Here is a 16,315-nt window from a genome sequence, read left to right on the forward strand (position 1 = left end):
TCGGGTCCTGCCACATCCCCACACCTCGGGAGACGTTTGTGCGCAAGAAATTCGTCAGACTCGCAAGGCCCAGACCCCTCCGCTCGCTGGCGCTGGCGTTGGTGTGCGCCGTCGGCGGCCTCCTGCCGGGAACAGCGGCTGCCGCCGCGCCGGATCCGTCCGGCCGTGCCGCGGCAGCCGTCGAGTACCAGCAGGTCACGCTGGCCAAGGGCGTGGCCGAAATGGGTGAGCCCATGACGCTCGCCGTGCTGCCGAACCGCTCGGTGCTGCACACCTCGCGTGACGGCACGCTGCGCGTCACGGACGCGGCCGGAACCACGTCGGTGGCGGGCAAGCTCGACGTCTACAGCCATGACGAGGAGGGCCTCCAAGGCATCGCGGTGGACCCGGCTTTCACCTCCAACCGCTTCGTCTACCTGTACTACGCGCCGAAGTTGAGCACGCCGGGCGGCGACGCCCCCTCCGACGGGTCGGCCTCCGACTTCACCCCCTTCGACGGCGTCAACCGGCTGTCCCGGTTCGTCCTGAAGACCGACAACACCCTGGACCTGACCAGCGAGAAGAAGATCCTCGACGTTCCGGCCTCGCGCGGCATCTGCTGTCACGTCGGCGGCGACATCGACTTCGACGCGGCGGGCAACCTCTACCTCTCGACCGGCGACGACTCCAACCCGTTCGCCTCGGACGGCTTCACCCCGATCGACGAGCGCGCCACCCGCAACCCCGCCTACGACGCCCAGCGCTCGGCGGGCAACACCAACGACCTGCGCGGCAAGGTGCTGCGCATCAAGGTCAACGCGGACGGGACGTACTCCGTCCCGAGCGGCAACCTCTTCGCGCCCGGCACCGCCAAGACCCGCCCCGAGATCTACGCGATGGGCTTCCGCAACCCCTTCCGCATGAGCGTGGACAAGGCCACGGGCATCGTCTACCTCGGCGACTACGGCCCCGACTCCGGAACCGCGGCGCCCGGGCGAGGACCCGAGGGCCAGGTCGAGTTCAACCGCATCACCCAGGCCGGCAACTACGGCTGGCCGTACTGCACCGGCAACAACGACGCCTACACCGACTACGACTTCGCCACCAACACCTCGGGCGCCAAGTTCTCCTGCTCCGCGCCCAAGAACACCTCGCCGCGCAACACCGGCCTGACGGACCTGCCCCCGGCGCGACCGGCCTGGATCCCCTACAACGGCACGTCCGTACCGGAGTTCGGCGGCGGCTCCGAATCCCCGATGGGCGGCCCCGTCTACCGCTACGACGCCGCCTCCACCTCCGAGGTCAAGTTCCCCCAGGAGTACGACGGCGACTTCTTCGCCGGCGAGTTCGGCCGCCGCTGGATCAAGCGCATAGAGGCCGGCGGCGACGGCACCGTGCAGTCCATCAACGCCTTCCCCTGGAGCGGCACCCAGGTGATGGACATGGCCTTCGGCCCGGACGGCGCCCTGTACGTCCTCGACTACGGCACCGGCTATTTCAACGGCGACGAGAACTCCGCCCTGTACCGCATCGAGCACGTCACCGACGGCCTCGCCCCCATCGCCCAGGCCAAGGCGGACATCACTTCCGGGAAGGCACCCCTCGCGGTCTCCTTCTCCTCGGCCGGCAGCTCCGACCCGGACGGCGGCGCACTCACCTACGCCTGGACCTTCGGTGACGGCGCGACCTCCACCGCCGCCAACCCCTCGCACACCTACACGGCCAACGGCCAGTACACGGCCACGCTGAAGGTGACCGACCCGACCGGAAAGACCGCGACCGCGTCCGTGCAGATCACGGTGGGGAACACCGCGCCCACCGTACGGCTCGACCTGCCCGCGGACGGCGCCATCTACGACTTCGGCGCAGCGATACCGTTCAGGGTGACGGTGACCGATCCGGAGGACGGCACGATTGACTGCTCCAAGGTGAAGGTCTCCTTCATCGTCGGGCACGACAGCCACGGCCACCCGCAGACCTCGGCGACCGGATGCACCGGGACTCTCCAGACCCTGGCCGACGGCGAACACGACCCGAACGCCAACATCTTCGGTGTCGTGGACGCCGAGTACACCGACCAGGGAGCAGGCGGCCAGCCCGCGCTGACCGCACACGACCAGCACATCACCCAGCCCTCGCACCGACAGGCGGAGCACTACGGGAGCTCCTCGGGCGTCGACGTCATCACCCACACTCCGGCTCACGGAGGCAAGACCGTCGGCAACATCGAGAGCGGCGACTGGATCTCCTTCAAGCCGTACGCCCTCGCCAACGCCGGCGTCTTCACCGCCCGGGTCTCCTCCGCGGGTGCGGGCGGAACCATCGAGGTCCGCGCCGGCTCGCCGACCGGCACCCTCCTCGGCACGGCAACCGTCCCGGTCACCGGCGGCTGGGAGACCTTCCAGGACGTGACAGCCCCGCTCGCCAACCAGCCCGGCGGCTCCACGCAGCTGTACCTCGTCTTCAAGGGCGGCAGCGGCGCCCTGTTCGACGTCGACGAGTTCTCCTTCACCACCTCCGGCGGCGGATCCGGCTCGGGCGCGGTGAAGGGGGTCAACGGCAAGTGCCTGGACGTGAACAACGCGGCCACGGCGGACGGCACGCAGATCCAGCTGTGGACCTGCAACGGCACGGCCGCCCAGACATGGACGGTGAACTCCGACAGCACCGTGCGGGCGTTGGGCAAGTGCCTGGACGTCTCCGGTGGCGCCAGCGCCGACGGGACGAAGATCCAGTTGTGGACGTGCAACGGCAGCGGGGCGCAGAAGTGGGCACCGCAGACGGACGGCACGGTCCGCAACCCGCAGTCGGGCAAGTGCCTCGACGCGTCCGGCGGCACCTGGAACGACGGCACACCGGTCCACCTGTGGACCTGCCACACCGGCCCCAACCAGAAGTGGACCCTTCCCTAGAAAGGAGGCAACCCGACATGCGTACGCGACTCCAAGCGGCCCTCGGCCTGTTCACCGGCCTCCTGCTCTGCCTGACCCCGCAAGCCGCCGCCGCGCCCGAACCGGCGTCCCAGCCCGCCGACACGGTCCGCGACACAGCCCCCGCGGCCCCCACCGCGAAGCTCGCGGCGGCCGATCCGGCGTACAAGATCCTCGTGTTCTCCCGGACCGCCGGTTTCAGGCACTCGTCCATCGACGAGGGCATCTCGGCACTCCAAGCCCTCGGCGCGGCGAACAACTTCACCGTGGACGCCTCGGAGGACCCCCAGGTCTTCACCACCGGCAACCTCGGCCAGTACAAGGCGGTCGTCTTCCTCTCCACGACCGGAGACGTCCTCGGCGACGCCCAGCAGACCGCCTTCCAGCAGTACATCAACGGCGGCGGAGGCTATGTCGGCATCCACGCGGCGGCCGACACCGAGTACGACTGGCCCTTCTACGAGGGCCTGGCCGGCGCCCTGTTCCACTCGCACCCCGCCATCCAGCCCGCCACGGTCAAGGTCGAGGACCGGGCCCACGACGCCACGGCCCACCTCGGGGCCACCTGGCAGCGCACCGACGAGTGGTACAACTACCGCACCAACCCCCGCACCACCGCACATGTTCTCGCCTCCCTCGACGAGTCGAGCTACTCGGGCGGGAACATGTCCGGTGACCATCCGATCGCGTGGTGCAAGAACTACCAGGGAGGCAGGGCCTTCTACACCGGGGGCGGCCACACCGAGGAGTCGTACAGCGACACCGTCTTCCGGCGGCACCTCCTCGGCGGCATCCGCTGGGCCGCGGGGATGACCGAGGCGGACTGCCGCCCGGAGAACGGCTACACCTCCCTGTTCAACGGCGCCTCCACCACCGGCTGGCAGCAGGCGGGCCCGGGCGGCTTCACCCTCGCCGACGGCAGCCTCACCTCCTACGGCGGACTGGGCATGCTCTGGTACTCCGCGAAGGAGTTCACCGGCGACTACTCCCTCAAGCTCGACTGGAAGGCGGCCGGCGACGACAACTCCGGTGTCCTCATCGGCTTCCCCGCCTCCGACGATCCCTGGTCGGCCGTGAACAACGGCTACGAGATCCAGATCGACGCCACCGACGCGGCCGACCGCACCACGGGCGCCGTCTACGGCTTCAAGTCCGCCGACCTCGCGGCACGCGACGCCGCGCTGAACCCGCCGGGGGAGTGGAACACGTACGAACTCAAGGTCACCGGCGAACGATTGGAGATCTTCCTCAACGGAGTCAAGATCAACGACTTCACCAACACCGACCCCGTCCGCAGCCTCCAGCAGGGCTACATCGGCATCCAGAACCACGGCGACGGCGACGACGTCGCGTTCCGCAACATCCGGATCAAGCCGTCGGGCGACACGCCGCCCGGCCCCCGCTCGGGCGCGGTGAAGGGCGTCAACGGCAAGTGCCTGGACGTCGACAACGCCAACACCGCCGACGGGACGAAGGTCCAGCTGTGGACCTGCAACGGCACGAGCGCCCAGAAGTGGACCATCGCCGCGGACGGATCGGTCCAGGCGTTGGGCAAGTGCCTGGACGTGTCCGGCGGTGGCTCCGCCGACGGGACGAAGATCCAGTTGTGGACGTGCAACGGCAGCGGGGCGCAGAAGTGGGCACCGCAGACGGACGGTACGGTCCGCAATCCGCAGTCGGGCAAGTGCCTCGACGCGTCCGGCGGCACCTGGAACGACGGCACACCGGTCCACCTGTGGACCTGCCACACCGGCCCCAACCAGAAATGGACCCTGCCCTGACAGCGCGGGCAGCCGTTCCGGCATCCTGCGTGTGACATGACGGTGAGGGCCGCGGACCGTGCTCCGCGGCCCTGACTGGCACCCGATGACGGCCGCGCCTCACACTCCTTTTCGCAGTGCCCCTCAAGGCGCTGCCGCGCCGCCCGCGCTCGAACGTCCACAGCTGCCCCGAGGAAGCAGGTGGGCCACGGCGGTTGCTGGGCACTCGGGGTGACGCCAAGCCGAGCTGGGACGCAAGTGACGGGAGTGGCCGGTGGGCCGGCGTTCCGTGCGGCGGGGCCGTGACCTCGACGGGCGGAGCGGAAGGGGAGAGCAGCGCGGTGACGATCGGCGACGCCGTGTTCGCATGGCTCGGAGCGGGCGCGCTGCTCGCGGCGGTGCTGCCGCGGGTGGTTGCCGGCCGGCCGCTGTCCCTTCCCCTCGTCTTCCTGGGCGGTGGCATCGGCGTGTACCTGTTGCCGCTGCCCCTGCCGGTCGTCGACCCGGTCGACGACCGGCTGATGGCGGAGCACATCACGGAAATCTGCGTGATCATCGCCCTGATGGGTGCCGGACTGGCCCTCAACCGGCCCATGGGGTGGCGCCGATGGGCCACGACATGGCGGCTGCTGGGCGTCACGATGTCGCTGACCGTCGCCTTCACCGGCCTGACGGCCTGGTGGCTGCTGGACTGGCCGCCCGCGGCGGCACTGCTGCTGGCCGCGGTCCTGGCGCCGACCGATCCGGTGCTCGCCGCGGAGGTCCGGGTGGGCGAGCCGACCGAGGACGAGCACGACGAGGACGAGGTGCGGTTCGCCCTGACCAGCGAGGCCGGCCTGAACGACGGGCTGGCCTTCCCCCTCGTCTACGGGGCGGTCGCTCTGGTGGCCGCAGCCGGCGGCGACTGGTCCACGGACTGGATCGGCGGGTGGGCACTGAAAGACCTCGCGCTCAAGAGCGGGATCGGGCTGCTGAGCGGCTGGCTGATCGGACGCTTGCTCGGCTGGCTGTTCTTCCAGACCCGCTCACCAGCGCTGCGGTTGTCCGAGCACCGAGAGGGATTCGTGGCCCTGGGCGCCACTTTCCTGGCCTACGGCGTGACCGAGCTGCTTCATGGCTACGGTTTCCTCGCCGTGTTCGTCACCGCCTGTTCGATCCGGGCGGAGGAACGTGCTCACGGCTTCCACAACGTCCTGCACGACTTCGTCGAACAGGTCGAGCGTCTGTTCACCGCTGTGCTGCTGTTCCTCCTGGGGGCCTTCGTCGCTCTGGGCGGTCTGGAGTCGCTGACCTGGCGAGGAATCGTCACCGGGCTCATCCTGCTGCTCGTGATCCGGCCACTGTCCGGGTGGATCGGTCTGCTCGGCAGCCGGATGCGGCACAGTGAGCGCTGGGTGACCGCTGCCTACGGCATCCGCGGCATCGGCTCCCTGTACTACCTCGCCTACGCCCTCGGGCAGCACAGCTTCCCCGTACCGGCGCGAGAGCTGTGGGCGGTCGTGACGTTCACCGTCCTCGCCTCCGTCGTCCTCCACGGAGTCACGGCCGGGCCGGTCGTGAAACGCCTGGACCGGCTACGCGGAACCACGCCTCCGCGCCCGTAGGACCGACGCACGACATGTCCCGCGCGGGCGGGGCCGGGCAGCCGCCCGGTCTTCGTGAGGCTTGGCACGGGGTGGGGTGGTTACTCGTCCGTCGTGACTGACACACGACCACTCGCTCTGATCACCGGCGCGTCCAGTGGGATCGGCCGGGAACTCGCCCAGCAGTTCGCGTCCCACGGGTACGACCTCGTGGTGAACGCCGAGGACGAGTCGCTGGAGTCCGCCGCCCGGAGCCTCCGGGAGTCGGGCGCCGAGGTCCGCGCGGTGCGGGCCGACCTGAGGACCAACGAGGGACGGTTCCGGCTGCTGGACGCGCTCGACGGACTCACGGTCGACGTCGCCGTCCTGAACGCCGGGGTGGGCCGGGGCGGTGCCTTCGTGGACACCGACCTCGCCGACGACCAGGAGGTCATCGACCTCAACGTCACCGCGACCGTACGGCTGGCCAAGCCGCTGCTGCGGGCCATGGTGACGCGCGGAGCAGGGCGGCTCGCCTTCACCTCGTCCGTGGCCTCGGAGATGCCCGGTCCCTTCCAGCCCGTCTACAACGCGTCCAAGTCGTTCGTGCAGTCCTTCGCCCAGGCACTGGCCGAAGAGGTGGAGGACACCGGCGTGACGATCACCTCCTTCATGCCGGGCCCGACGGACACGGACTTCTTCGAGCGGGCGGGCATGGCGGACGACACCCGCATCGGGACCATGAAGAAGGACGATCCCGCACAGGTGGCCGAGCAGGCCTTCGAGGCGATCGTGAAGGGCCGGAGCAAGGCCCTGACCGGATCACTGAAGACCAAGGCCCAGGGCCTGGCAGGGAAGGTGCTGCCCGACGGTCTCAAGGCGGCGGCCCACCGGCGGCTGGCCGAGCCGGAGACGGGCAAGGCCCCAGACGAGACGGAATGAGACTGAGGCAGCCGTCGCCGACGGGGGCCTCGCAACGAGCCCCGCGGGTCCGCGGAGGGCGGCCGGGTCACCCATGTGACCGAGGTGGTGAGGCGCTCGGAGGCGAAGCCACGCGGTGGGCGTTGCGCCGGACGTTTCAAAGGGAGCCTGTGCGCTACCCGTCTGATCGACAAGCGTTCCGACGCGCAGACGAAGCGAGGAGGAGAGCCGATGTCAAATCCACAACAGCCCGAGCTGCGGCGCAGTGACAAGGGGGCTGGAACTCCCCAGGACAGCCAGTCCCGCAAGGCGGCGCAGTCCACCCATGAGGGCGGTCATGCCCATGGCACGGACCGCGGGGACAAGGGCGGAGGCAGGGGAGGCGGCACCCCTCCTGAGCAGAAGCCGGACCACCCGGCCTGACCTCGCCCCGTGAACGAATGAGCAAGGAGGTCCCGTGACCTTTCCGGAGGAGAACCGTCCGAAGACGACGTCCACCGACCACGTCATCGAGACGCCGGACGAGAAGACGTCGCCGCACGGCGACGGTGCCACCGGGCGCACCCTGCGCGAGGCGCTGGAGGAGGCTGGAATCAGCCCGGACGACGTGCGCGCCGAAAGCTGACGTCGTCGGCGAAGGGCCGGCCCCGGCGGATGCCCGTGTCACGCGGATCATCGCCGGGGCCCAGGTCTGTGGGTGAGGGCCTGATGCCGCAGTGCTGCGTGGGGTCCTATCCCTTGTGGTGGGCGGTGAGGGGGTCGCCGGCCTTGTCGACGGCTTCGGCGATCCAGGCCATGGCCTCGGGCACGTCGTAGTTCCCGGCGTGCGGCTGGTTCCAGGCCAGCCGGTAGTCGAGGTTCCTGACCTGGGGGTCCGCGGCGAGGGCGCGGTCGAGGTTGACCGAGACGGTGAACGCGGTGTCACGGTCGCGGGTGCCGTGGCGGACGTACCAGTTCGGTGCGGCGTCGGCGCTGGTCCCGATGAAGTCCATCGGGTTGATCAGGTGGACCTGGTCGTCCACGGTGGTGGTCTTCTTCGCGGTGTACTGCTTCCAGGTGAGCCCGGTGTCGTCGAGGCCGCTTCCGTCACCGGCGACGTCGTTGTGGTTCCAGCTGTACTCGGTGTAGTTCATGTACCGCTGGCTGGGCGGGCCGAAGAGGTCGGTCTCGGTGCCGCTGGTGGTGTTCCCGTTGACGCCCACGGCGTCGAAGGCGGGAGTCGTCTTGAGAGGGGCCTGGGTGGCGACGAAGGCGAGGTAGTTCGCCATGTCGACCGAGCGCACCTTGCCGGTGGCGGTGTCGACGTCGATCCAGTTGTTGACGTACGACTTGGTGGAGCCACCCGAAGTGATCTCGAAGGTGCCGCCCAGCGGTGGGATCGTGTGCGCGGGGTCGGCCTTCAGATAGGTCTCGGCGGAACGGGCGACCTCGTTCTCGATGGTGTCGAGGAGGGCGGCCGCGGTGAGCCGGGAGCCGTCGGCATTGCGCAGTCCGAGGCCCTTCTCGTACGCCGCGAACCGCTCCGCGATCGCTGTCGCGTCGGCGGGCGAGGGGTTGGAGCCGGTGGCGTCACGCGTACCGAGGACGTTGTACAGCCACTCGTAGGCGATGTCGGCGTTGCCGAGGTCGGTGATGGGGCAGTAGGCGTTGACGGCGAAGACGTCGTCACGCAGGGTGCTGCGGCCCTGGGCGTCGACACCGGCGGCGCCGATCGCGGCGAGGTAGGGGTTGTACTCGGCGCTGTTCCCCGAGGCGCCCAGAATGGACACCAGCGCGCCGCCGCCGCTGGTCCCGTTGATCACGATTCGCTCGGCACTGCCGGGCATCGCGGCGTCGTTGAGGCGCAGGTAGCGGACGGCCGCCTTGGCGTCGACCACGGCGGCGGGCGCCTTGCCGGGGGCCGAACCGTCGGCGCCGACCAGTCCGCGGCTTCGGTTGGCGACGTCGACGAAGACGTAGCCCGCCTTCAGCGCGGCACCGACGTTGCTGGTGGCGCTGTTGTACGACGTGCCCGCCGTGACGCTCGCCCGTATGTAGCTGGCCTTCCAGCCGCTGTTGTTGACCGCGAAGTAGATCGGGGTGCGCTGGTCGCCGAAGGCGCTCTCGGGCACGAAGACGTTCATGCTCTGGTATCCGCAGGCGGTGTTCGGGATCGTGGTGCTGCCGCCGCCGGGCCCGCTGGGCTGCTGGGCCGCTGCCGCCACCGGGTTGGCGACGTAGCAGAGTTCCTTGTACCAGCGCACGTGCACCGGCCGGCCGTCCACGGTGACGGTGATCGTCGTGTACGCGGCCGAGTGGAAGTCGAGCGCGGCATCCTGCGGGTCCACCGAATGCCCGTGGCGGACGTTGGGTGCCGCTGCGGCGACGGAGGTCGGTACCGCGATCGCCGTGAGCACCAGTGACCCCGCGAGCGCCATCGTTCCCAGCAGGCGACCGCGGGGCGCGGGGAGTTGTGGGCCCGCCGCCGGGTGAGTCATCACGTCACGTCGGTCAGTCGCAGAGAGCCTTTGCATGCGTCTCCCCTCATCGAGCACCAAGTGCTTCGCTCAGGCCCCGGGTCCGAGGCGTGACGCACGCTACAAGATTGTTAACAATAAGCCCAGCGATATTGCAGACATTCCATGCGGGGTGCGGGGACCCCAAGTCGTGGCTGCGCTCAGGGGTGTACGTCTGTGTGTCGGTGACCCTGTCGAACCGCGACTGTGCCTCCGGCGCACCGCGGTCGCCGCGGCCTCGGGTGGGCCACGGCGACCGCGGTGTCGGCGTCGTCATGCCTGGGGAACGCCCGCGGCGACGGGTGCGCGGGTGGCGCGCAGGCGCTGGGCGAGCAGGGCGAGGGCGCACAGGGCGGCGACTGTCGCCGCGTAGGTGACGAAGGTGTCCTTGAGGCCGGCGTGCGTGGCGGCGATGCCGGCGATCACGGCCGGGATGCTGAAGGCCAGGTAGGAGATGACGAAGGCGACGGAGAGCAGTTCGCTGCGTTCGGCGGGGCGGGCTATGCGGGCCAGGGTGCCGAAGCTGGCGAGGGCGGAGCCGCCGAAGCCGACGCCCGCGATCGCGGTGCCGAGCGCGGCCGTGGTCAGGGAGTGTTCCTCCACGCCGGTCAGGGCGACGGCCGTGCCGACGAGGAGCAGGGTCGCGCTGACGGCGAGGGTCCGTCCGACGGGCCAGCCGCGCAGGGCGAGGGCGGTGAGGAAGGCCGGGCCGGTGAGGAGGGTGACCACGAGTCCGCCGACGACGTGGCTGGAGAGGCCGAAGAGGCCGACGGCGACGGACGGACCGAGGGAGAGGTAGAGGCCGCCGAGCGCCCAGCTCGCGATGAGGATCGGGACCAGGCTCAGCAGGTCGGCCCGCAGGTGGGGGGCGATGCGCAGACGGGGCTGGAGCGAACGGGCGGCGCCGGGGCGGCGCAGCGAGGTCTCGGGCAGGGCCGACAGGAGGGCGCCGGCCACCACGAGGGCGGTGAGCAGCAGCACGTAGACGAGGCGGGTGGGGTGCGGCCCGTACTCGATGAGGAGCCCGCATCCGAGGGAGCCGAGTCCCAGTCCGAACGTGGGTGCGGTGCCGGTGACGAGGCCCGCCCGGTGGGGGGCGTGTGTGGGGTTGAGGTCGGACAGGGCGGCGCCGAGCGTGGTCATGGCGGCCCCGGTGGCGATGCCCTGGATGAGGCGTGCGGTCAGCAGCAGGCCGACGTTGCCCGCGGTGAGGAACAGGACCATCGAGGCGGCTTCGAGGGCGATTGCGCCCAGCAGGACCGGGCGGCGGCCGAGGTGATCGGAAAGGGCGCCGAGGACGAGCAGGGCCGCGATCATGCCGAGTACGTAGACGGCGAAGACCGTGGTGAGGGTGGTGGGGGAGAAGTGCCACTGCTGCTGGTAGACGACGTAGAGCGGGGAGGGGGCGCTGGAGGCGGCCATGAACAGGACGAAGACCACCGCGAGGGAGGCGAAGGCGACGGGACGGCTCAGCCGTCGCCTCTCCCGCGGTGGTGCCACGCGGTCGGTGGGCGGCGGGAAGGTCTGGAGCTGGGACGGGGCGGGACCGGACACGACGCGACTCCAAAAGCAGTGATCGATGCGTTTAGGACGCTACCACTAACGCAACGATCAGTGCGATAATTTCCCCATGGCTGAATCGTCGACCCAGGTACGTCCCGGCGGCCGCTCCGCGAAGGTGCGGGCGGCCGTCCACCGCGCCGTCGCGGAACTCCTCGCCGAGGAGGAAGCAGAGACCCTGACCCTGCCCGCCGTCGCCGCGCGCGCCGGCGTCCACCCCACCACCCTCTACCGGCGCTGGGGGTCCACCGCTCAGCTCCTCAACGACGTCGCCACCAGCCGCTTCTCCGACGACCTGGTCGTCCCCGACTCCGGCTCACTCGCCGGCGATCTCCAGCGCTGGCTCGCCGACGTGGCCACCGACGTCGCCGACCCGGACACCCTCGCCCTCATGCGGGCGACCATCGGCTCCGGCCCGGCAGGCGGCTGCGCGTGCGTAGAGGACCGCCACCGCCAGCTCCGCGCGATCATCCGGCGCGAACAGGACCGCGGAGGGAAGGCACTCGACGTGGAGAGCGCCGCGGACTTCCTCCTCGGCCCCCTGTACTACCGCGCCGTCTTCACCCCCGAGCCCGCCTCCGCCGACTGGGCCCGCACCCTGGTGTCCACCTATCTGGCGACGCTCCGGACGCCCTGAACCGCACACCGGCCGCGAAGGCACATCCGGTCACGTCCACAGCAGTGGTGTGTCGGCGGCCGCCCGCTGATCTTGTCTGGGGGCCACGCCGGCGGCGGATCGCCGCATCCAAGTGGGGTGCGGTTGCGGGGAACATTGCTTTCAGCGCATCGACGGCGTGCCGCAACCAGCCGGGACGGCGCCGGCGCCGATGTCCGTCCCTCCTCCAGGAGCAGCCACATGAACCGACGTACCCGCCTGGCTCTTGCATTGGCCCTGATCGGAATGCTGGGCGGATGCGGTTCCGCTGTGGACGGAGATTCCTCCGGGACCGGAGAAAAGCCGTTCTGGCAGGCCGAGTTCGACGGAGCGTCGGCCACTCGTCCGTCGGCAAGGTTCTGGAACACCGAGATCGGGAACCGGGACGCCGAGGGGTGGGGCAACAACGAACTCCAGTACTACACGGACGACTCGTCCAACTCGGCCCTCGACGGTGACGGGCACCTCTTGATCTCCGCACGGCCTGCCCCGGCCGGATCCGAACTGCCCTGTCACACACGGCGCTTCTGCCCGTGGACATCGGCCCGCCTCACCACGGAGGGAAAGGTTTCGCTCACCCGGGGAAGAGCGGAGGTCCGAGCGAAACTGCCCACTGGCACGGGATTGCTGCCCGCGGTGTGGATGCTGGGCAACAACGGAGTCGAGTGGCCAGGGCAGGGCGAGATCGACATCTGCGAGGTGGTCGGCGGAGAACCTCAAACGGTGTACGGCACCGCGCACGGACCGACCTACTACAACGACAACGGGATCGGTGGCTCCACCACTCTCCCTGCCGACGCGTCGCAGGCGTTCCACGTCTACGCCGTCGACAAGCAGCCGCACCGCATCACGTGGTCCGTCGACGGAAAGCCGTACTTCACGTTGACCCCGTCGCAGGTGCCGCGACCTCGCGACTGGGTCTTCGAACAGGACATGCATCTGCTGCTCAACGTCGCTGTAGGAGGCGATTGGCCTGGCCCTCCCGGCGCGTCGACGCCGTCGCCCGCGACGATGACGGTCGACTACGTGCGCTTCTACGGCGAGGGCCACAGCGGATGAGAGTCCGCAGCCGGCCACGCGACTGCCCTCGCGCCGGGCACGCTGTGGAGTCGGGGGAGTTTGCACCGCGGCCTTCGCTCTCGGAGCGCAGGCTGAAGCAGATCGGGGAATGTTCGGTGGGGCCGGCCCGTTCGGCGCAACTCCCCACTGTTCAGCCGCCGTTGCCACGCGGCGCCCTTGCTGGCGTCTACAGCCACGAGCGGGGCGAGGAGTCCTTGAGCTTGTCGCTTAAGGTCCAGCGTCGAACGCGGCTCGAACTTGATCAGCGTTTCGGAGCTGTACACGTGTCTGACCGCGCGGGGCGACGCCTTGTTCGAGTTGTGCGGCGCCCTGCTGTGCACGGATGGACCGGTGCGGACACTGGTCGATCTCGCGCTCGCGCCCGAACACCGCCGTGGGCACGGAGCTCTGTGCGGCGGGCTCAACCGGGGCCGGATCGATGCCGCCCGGCTGCGCCGGGCTCTGGCTGGGATGCCGCTGCCGAGGGCCGCGGACGGTCGGTCGGTGTTGGCGGTGGATGTCTCTCCGTGACTTCGGCCGGACGCCGGCAGGTGTGCTGACCGGGCCTTTTGCCATACGTTCGGCCGGGTGAGGGCAAGCACCAGATGGTGCCTGGCCGGCCTTACTCGGTAGTGGCCGCGCTGGAGACGGGGCGCACGTCCTGGACTGCGGTGCTGGACGCGGTCTGCCTGGAGCCCGGCGCCGACGTCGCCGCTGTGACCACGGGGCATCCGCGAGGTCATCGGCGCCTCGTCGCCGCCGGCCAGCGGCGGCTGGGTGCCCCGGAGGTCCTTGTCGTACTGGACGCCGGATACGACGCCCCGCGCATCGCCCACCTACTCGTCGGGCTGCCCGTCGAGATCCTCGGCCGGCTCCGGTCCGATCGCGTGATGCGGCGTCCGACGCCATCCCGTGAAGCGATTCACCTGGCCAGCCCCAAGGGTGGCCAACCGCCCAAGCACGGCGGCGAGTTCGTCTTCGGAAAGCCCGCGACCTGGGGCGTCGAGCAGGCCGTTCACGGGACTCCGGCGGCACTCCATGCTCCGAAGCATGTCAGGCCACCCAGCCCACCGGCTCGACCGAAGGGACAGTGGCCGGACCCCCTGCCCACCCGGTGGCGGATCGAATCTCCCGCCGAGGACTTTCGGCGTACGCCGAAACCGATTGTCGCCGCACCGCGGCCCAGGTGAGTCTTCTCGGCAGGCCCGGCCCACCCGGCCGAACCACCACCGACAGAGACGGGGAACTCACCATGCGCACCTCGCGTTCACTGCGGTTGCTCGGCGCGGCGGCTGGCGGCCCGTCGCCCATCGCACCGGACGCGGCCCACCCGGCCGCCGTGGGCCACGGCACCTGTGACCATCCCGACGGGCGGATGTCCCGCGCTGCGCCGGTGTGCGGCGGCAACGTCCTCGACCGTACAAAGCGGTACTGAGCCATGTTCCGATGGAGCAGATGGCGTTCCGTAGCAGTGCTGTGCGCCGTGGTCATGGCCGTGATGACCGCCCTGCTCAGCCCTTCGGCCACCGCGGCAACGAACGCGGCGACGGACGCGGCGTCGTCCGCGCCACATGACGCGGCCGGTGTCACCGTGTCGGCCGGTGTGACGGCGGGAGTCGCCGTCTTCGACCGGCAGACCGGCACCTTCACCGAGCAGCTGAACCCGAACATGCAGTTCCGGTCGGCCTCCGTGGTCAAACTGCTGATCGCGCTGGACTACCTCTGGAACCGCGGCCCGGACTACCAGATCCCGTCCGGTGACCAGGCCAAGTGGAACTCCATGCTGCGCAGCAGCGACGACGACGCGGCCAGCGAGTTCTGGGTGCGCAACGGCGGGGGTTCGATCGTCACCCGGATGGCCCGTGAGCTGTCCCTCTCCAGCAACACGACCCCACCGCCGGCCAACCAGGACGGCATGTGGGGCTACACAGCCTTGACGGCCGCGGACACGGTGAAGATCTACCGTTACCTGCTGGACACGGCGCCCACCCGCGTCCGCGAACTGATCATGGGCAATCTGAAGCAGTCCACACGCTGCTCCGCCACCGACCACTTCGACCAACACTTCGGTATCGCGGGCGCCTTCAACAAGCCGTGGGCCGTGAAACAGGGCTGGTCGGGTTTCGGTGACATCGAGCAAGGTACGTGCCGCCCCGCCACGTCGGCCCTCAACGGCAGGGCAGCGTCCGTCGATCTGACGAAACCGGCGCTGCACACGACCGGGACGGTGGGGTCCGGTGACCGCTCCATCGTGGCCGTGTACACCCTGCACGACGTCGGCACCTCGTACGGCAAGGCGTACACCGACCTGGGCAGGCTGACCCGTTCGCTGAACGTTCCCGGTGGCGTACGACCGGCGGGCATGTGGTTCGGCACCTGGAGCTCCGGTGTCAACGTCCGCCCCGAGCCCAACACCACCCGCGACCCGCTCCTCCAGCTCCCCGCCGGGGTCGAGGTGCTGGTCGGCTGCCAGACGCGAGGGGAGACCGTCTCGGTCCCTCCCTACACCAACGAGTGGTGGGCCTACCTGCCTCAGTACGGGGGCTATGTCAGCAACATCTACATGAGCAGTCCGGACAACCAACTGCCCGGCGTCGCGCAGTGCTGAGCAGTGCATCACGGTGCTGCGAAGGGCGTGCGGGAAGAGCCGGGCAGGCACCCGGCACCTTTCGGCCGAACTCGAAAACCAATGAGAAAAGGACAGGTGGATGACCAGGACCAGGAAGTATCTCTCCCTTGGGATTGCAGCCCTCGCCCTGACGGCGGGCGGTGTGATCGCCGCCCCTTCGGCCAGTGCCGCTGCCAGCGCCGAGTGCGGAGTCCGGGCGAGCGACGGCCGGCTGTGGTGCGGGAACCAAGCCCCCGCAATTCTGCGCTCGGGCGCCTACCACGAAGCGAACATAACGGGCCAGCTCTACTCCAACTTCAGCTGGTTCGACTGCTGGACCTATGGTGGACTGCACGGCGGCGGCAACACCACCTGGTACCACACCAAGGGTGACTGGACCGCTCCTGGCTACGACGGGTGGGGCTACGTCCCGGCGGACTGGGTCAACACGCCGTCCTCGTTCGACGCCGATCCGAGCGCGCGCGGTCTGCGGCACTGCTGAGAGCAGCACTGCCGAGCTCGCCGGACCACTCCTTGATGTCGTCGGTCTCGTCCACGAGACCGACGACATCGTCGTCGTGGCGCCCCATGTCGGCGACCCGTTCCTGGACGCGTTACTGGCAGCCGCCGGGCCTCTCGTGCGTGCCTGACCGAACCGTACGTTCAGCGTTCGTGCCCTGCTCACCAGCGCGCACAGACGATTGGGTGCAGCGCCGGGCGACTGCTGATTCAACGGGGGTACGCACCGTCGCGCTGAGCCCCGGGGTGCCACGGTATGTAGGCGCA

The 16,315-nt window shown here is 69.8% G+C and carries 13 protein-coding genes and 1 pseudogene; 12 read left to right on the forward strand and 2 right to left on the reverse strand.

The window, feature by feature from the left end:
• Positions 1–38 precede the first annotated feature (38 nt).
• The 6 genes from AOJ26_RS06050 (at position 39) to AOJ26_RS43775 (ending at position 7,777) form a co-directional block, all read left to right on the forward strand.
• Positions 39–2,891 carry a PQQ-dependent sugar dehydrogenase gene (locus AOJ26_RS06050; protein ID WP_053847126.1) on the forward strand — a complete coding sequence of 951 codons (2,853 nt, stop codon included), beginning with the start codon at positions 39–41 and terminating at the stop codon, positions 2,889–2,891.
• Between the two features lie 17 nt (positions 2,892–2,908).
• The gene (locus AOJ26_RS06055) at positions 2,909–4,690 is read left to right on the forward strand and encodes a ThuA domain-containing protein (RefSeq protein ID WP_053847127.1); all 1,782 of its coding nucleotides are present in this window, start codon (positions 2,909–2,911) and stop codon (positions 4,688–4,690) included.
• Between the two features lie 320 nt (positions 4,691–5,010).
• Positions 5,011–6,273, forward strand: coding sequence for a cation:proton antiporter (locus tag AOJ26_RS06060; protein WP_053847128.1), 1,263 nt, complete (start codon positions 5,011–5,013; stop codon positions 6,271–6,273).
• A gap of 93 nt (positions 6,274–6,366) precedes the next feature.
• Positions 6,367–7,173 carry an SDR family NAD(P)-dependent oxidoreductase gene (locus AOJ26_RS06065; RefSeq protein WP_053847129.1) on the forward strand — a complete coding sequence of 269 codons (807 nt, stop codon included), beginning with the start codon at positions 6,367–6,369 and terminating at the stop codon, positions 7,171–7,173.
• 210 nt (positions 7,174–7,383) lie between these two features.
• Positions 7,384–7,575: a hypothetical protein gene (locus AOJ26_RS41550; RefSeq protein WP_078959763.1), complete on the forward strand. Its 192-nt coding sequence runs from the start codon at positions 7,384–7,386 to the stop codon at positions 7,573–7,575.
• Between the two features lie 34 nt (positions 7,576–7,609).
• Entirely contained in the window at positions 7,610–7,777 is a 168-nt protein-coding gene (locus tag AOJ26_RS43775) for a hypothetical protein (RefSeq protein ID WP_179200280.1), read from the forward strand.
• Positions 7,778–7,883: 106 nt separating this feature from the next.
• Here the strand turns inward: AOJ26_RS43775 and AOJ26_RS06070 are convergent, their stop codons facing one another.
• Positions 7,884–9,569, reverse strand: a complete 1,686-nt coding sequence (locus tag AOJ26_RS06070) for a subtype B tannase (protein ID WP_053847130.1) — start codon at positions 9,567–9,569, stop codon at positions 7,884–7,886.
• 351 nt (positions 9,570–9,920) lie between these two features.
• Positions 9,921–11,201, reverse strand: a complete 1,281-nt coding sequence (locus AOJ26_RS06075) for an MFS transporter (RefSeq protein ID WP_053847131.1) — start codon at positions 11,199–11,201, stop codon at positions 9,921–9,923.
• A gap of 76 nt (positions 11,202–11,277) precedes the next feature.
• On the opposite strand from AOJ26_RS06075, the gene AOJ26_RS06080 reads away from it, so the two are divergent.
• From AOJ26_RS06080 to AOJ26_RS06100, 6 genes and pseudogenes are all read left to right on the forward strand, one after another.
• A complete protein-coding gene (locus AOJ26_RS06080) occupies positions 11,278–11,844 on the forward strand; it encodes a TetR-like C-terminal domain-containing protein (RefSeq protein ID WP_053847132.1) in 567 nt (188 codons plus the stop codon).
• A 219-nt stretch (positions 11,845–12,063) separates the two neighbouring features.
• Positions 12,064–12,921: a glycoside hydrolase family 16 protein gene (locus AOJ26_RS06085; RefSeq protein ID WP_053847133.1), complete on the forward strand. Its 858-nt coding sequence runs from the start codon at positions 12,064–12,066 to the stop codon at positions 12,919–12,921.
• Positions 12,922–13,179: 258 nt separating this feature from the next.
• Positions 13,180–13,934 (forward strand): annotated as a pseudogene (locus AOJ26_RS41560) (transposase); the annotation flags it as partial.
• 239 nt (positions 13,935–14,173) lie between these two features.
• Positions 14,174–14,356, forward strand: coding sequence for a hypothetical protein (locus AOJ26_RS43350; RefSeq protein ID WP_143663552.1), 183 nt, complete (start codon positions 14,174–14,176; stop codon positions 14,354–14,356).
• A 54-nt stretch (positions 14,357–14,410) separates the two neighbouring features.
• The gene (locus AOJ26_RS06095) at positions 14,411–15,529 is read left to right on the forward strand and encodes a hypothetical protein (RefSeq protein ID WP_053847229.1); all 1,119 of its coding nucleotides are present in this window, start codon (positions 14,411–14,413) and stop codon (positions 15,527–15,529) included.
• A 100-nt stretch (positions 15,530–15,629) separates the two neighbouring features.
• On the forward strand, positions 15,630–16,031 hold the full coding sequence (locus AOJ26_RS06100; protein ID WP_053847134.1) for a hypothetical protein: 402 nt from the start codon (positions 15,630–15,632) through the stop codon (positions 16,029–16,031).
• Positions 16,032–16,315: the final 284 nt, after the last annotated feature.

This window comes from Streptomyces sp. NRRL B-24085 (genome assembly GCF_001282115.1).
Taxonomy (GTDB): Bacteria; Actinomycetota; Actinomycetes; order Streptomycetales; family Streptomycetaceae; genus Streptomyces.

Bases quoted from the DNA above. Each gene is read 5' to 3' on its own strand.
- AOJ26_RS06055 (WP_053847127.1), top strand. From the start codon at position 2,909: ATGCGTACGCGACTCCAAGCGGCCCTCGGCCTGTTCACCGGCCTCCTG.
- AOJ26_RS41550 (WP_078959763.1), top strand. From the start codon at position 7,384: ATGTCAAATCCACAACAGCCCGAGCTGCGGCGCAGTGACAAGGGGGCT.
- AOJ26_RS06070 (WP_053847130.1), bottom strand. From the start codon at position 9,569: ATGGCGCTCGCGGGGTCACTGGTGCTCACGGCGATCGCGGTACCGACC.
- AOJ26_RS06080 (WP_053847132.1), top strand. From the start codon at position 11,278: ATGGCTGAATCGTCGACCCAGGTACGTCCCGGCGGCCGCTCCGCGAAG.
- AOJ26_RS06085 (WP_053847133.1), top strand. From the start codon at position 12,064: ATGAACCGACGTACCCGCCTGGCTCTTGCATTGGCCCTGATCGGAATG.
- AOJ26_RS43350 (WP_143663552.1), top strand. From the start codon at position 14,174: ATGCGCACCTCGCGTTCACTGCGGTTGCTCGGCGCGGCGGCTGGCGGC.
- AOJ26_RS06095 (WP_053847229.1), top strand. From the start codon at position 14,411: ATGGCCGTGATGACCGCCCTGCTCAGCCCTTCGGCCACCGCGGCAACG.
- AOJ26_RS06100 (WP_053847134.1), top strand. From the start codon at position 15,630: ATGACCAGGACCAGGAAGTATCTCTCCCTTGGGATTGCAGCCCTCGCC.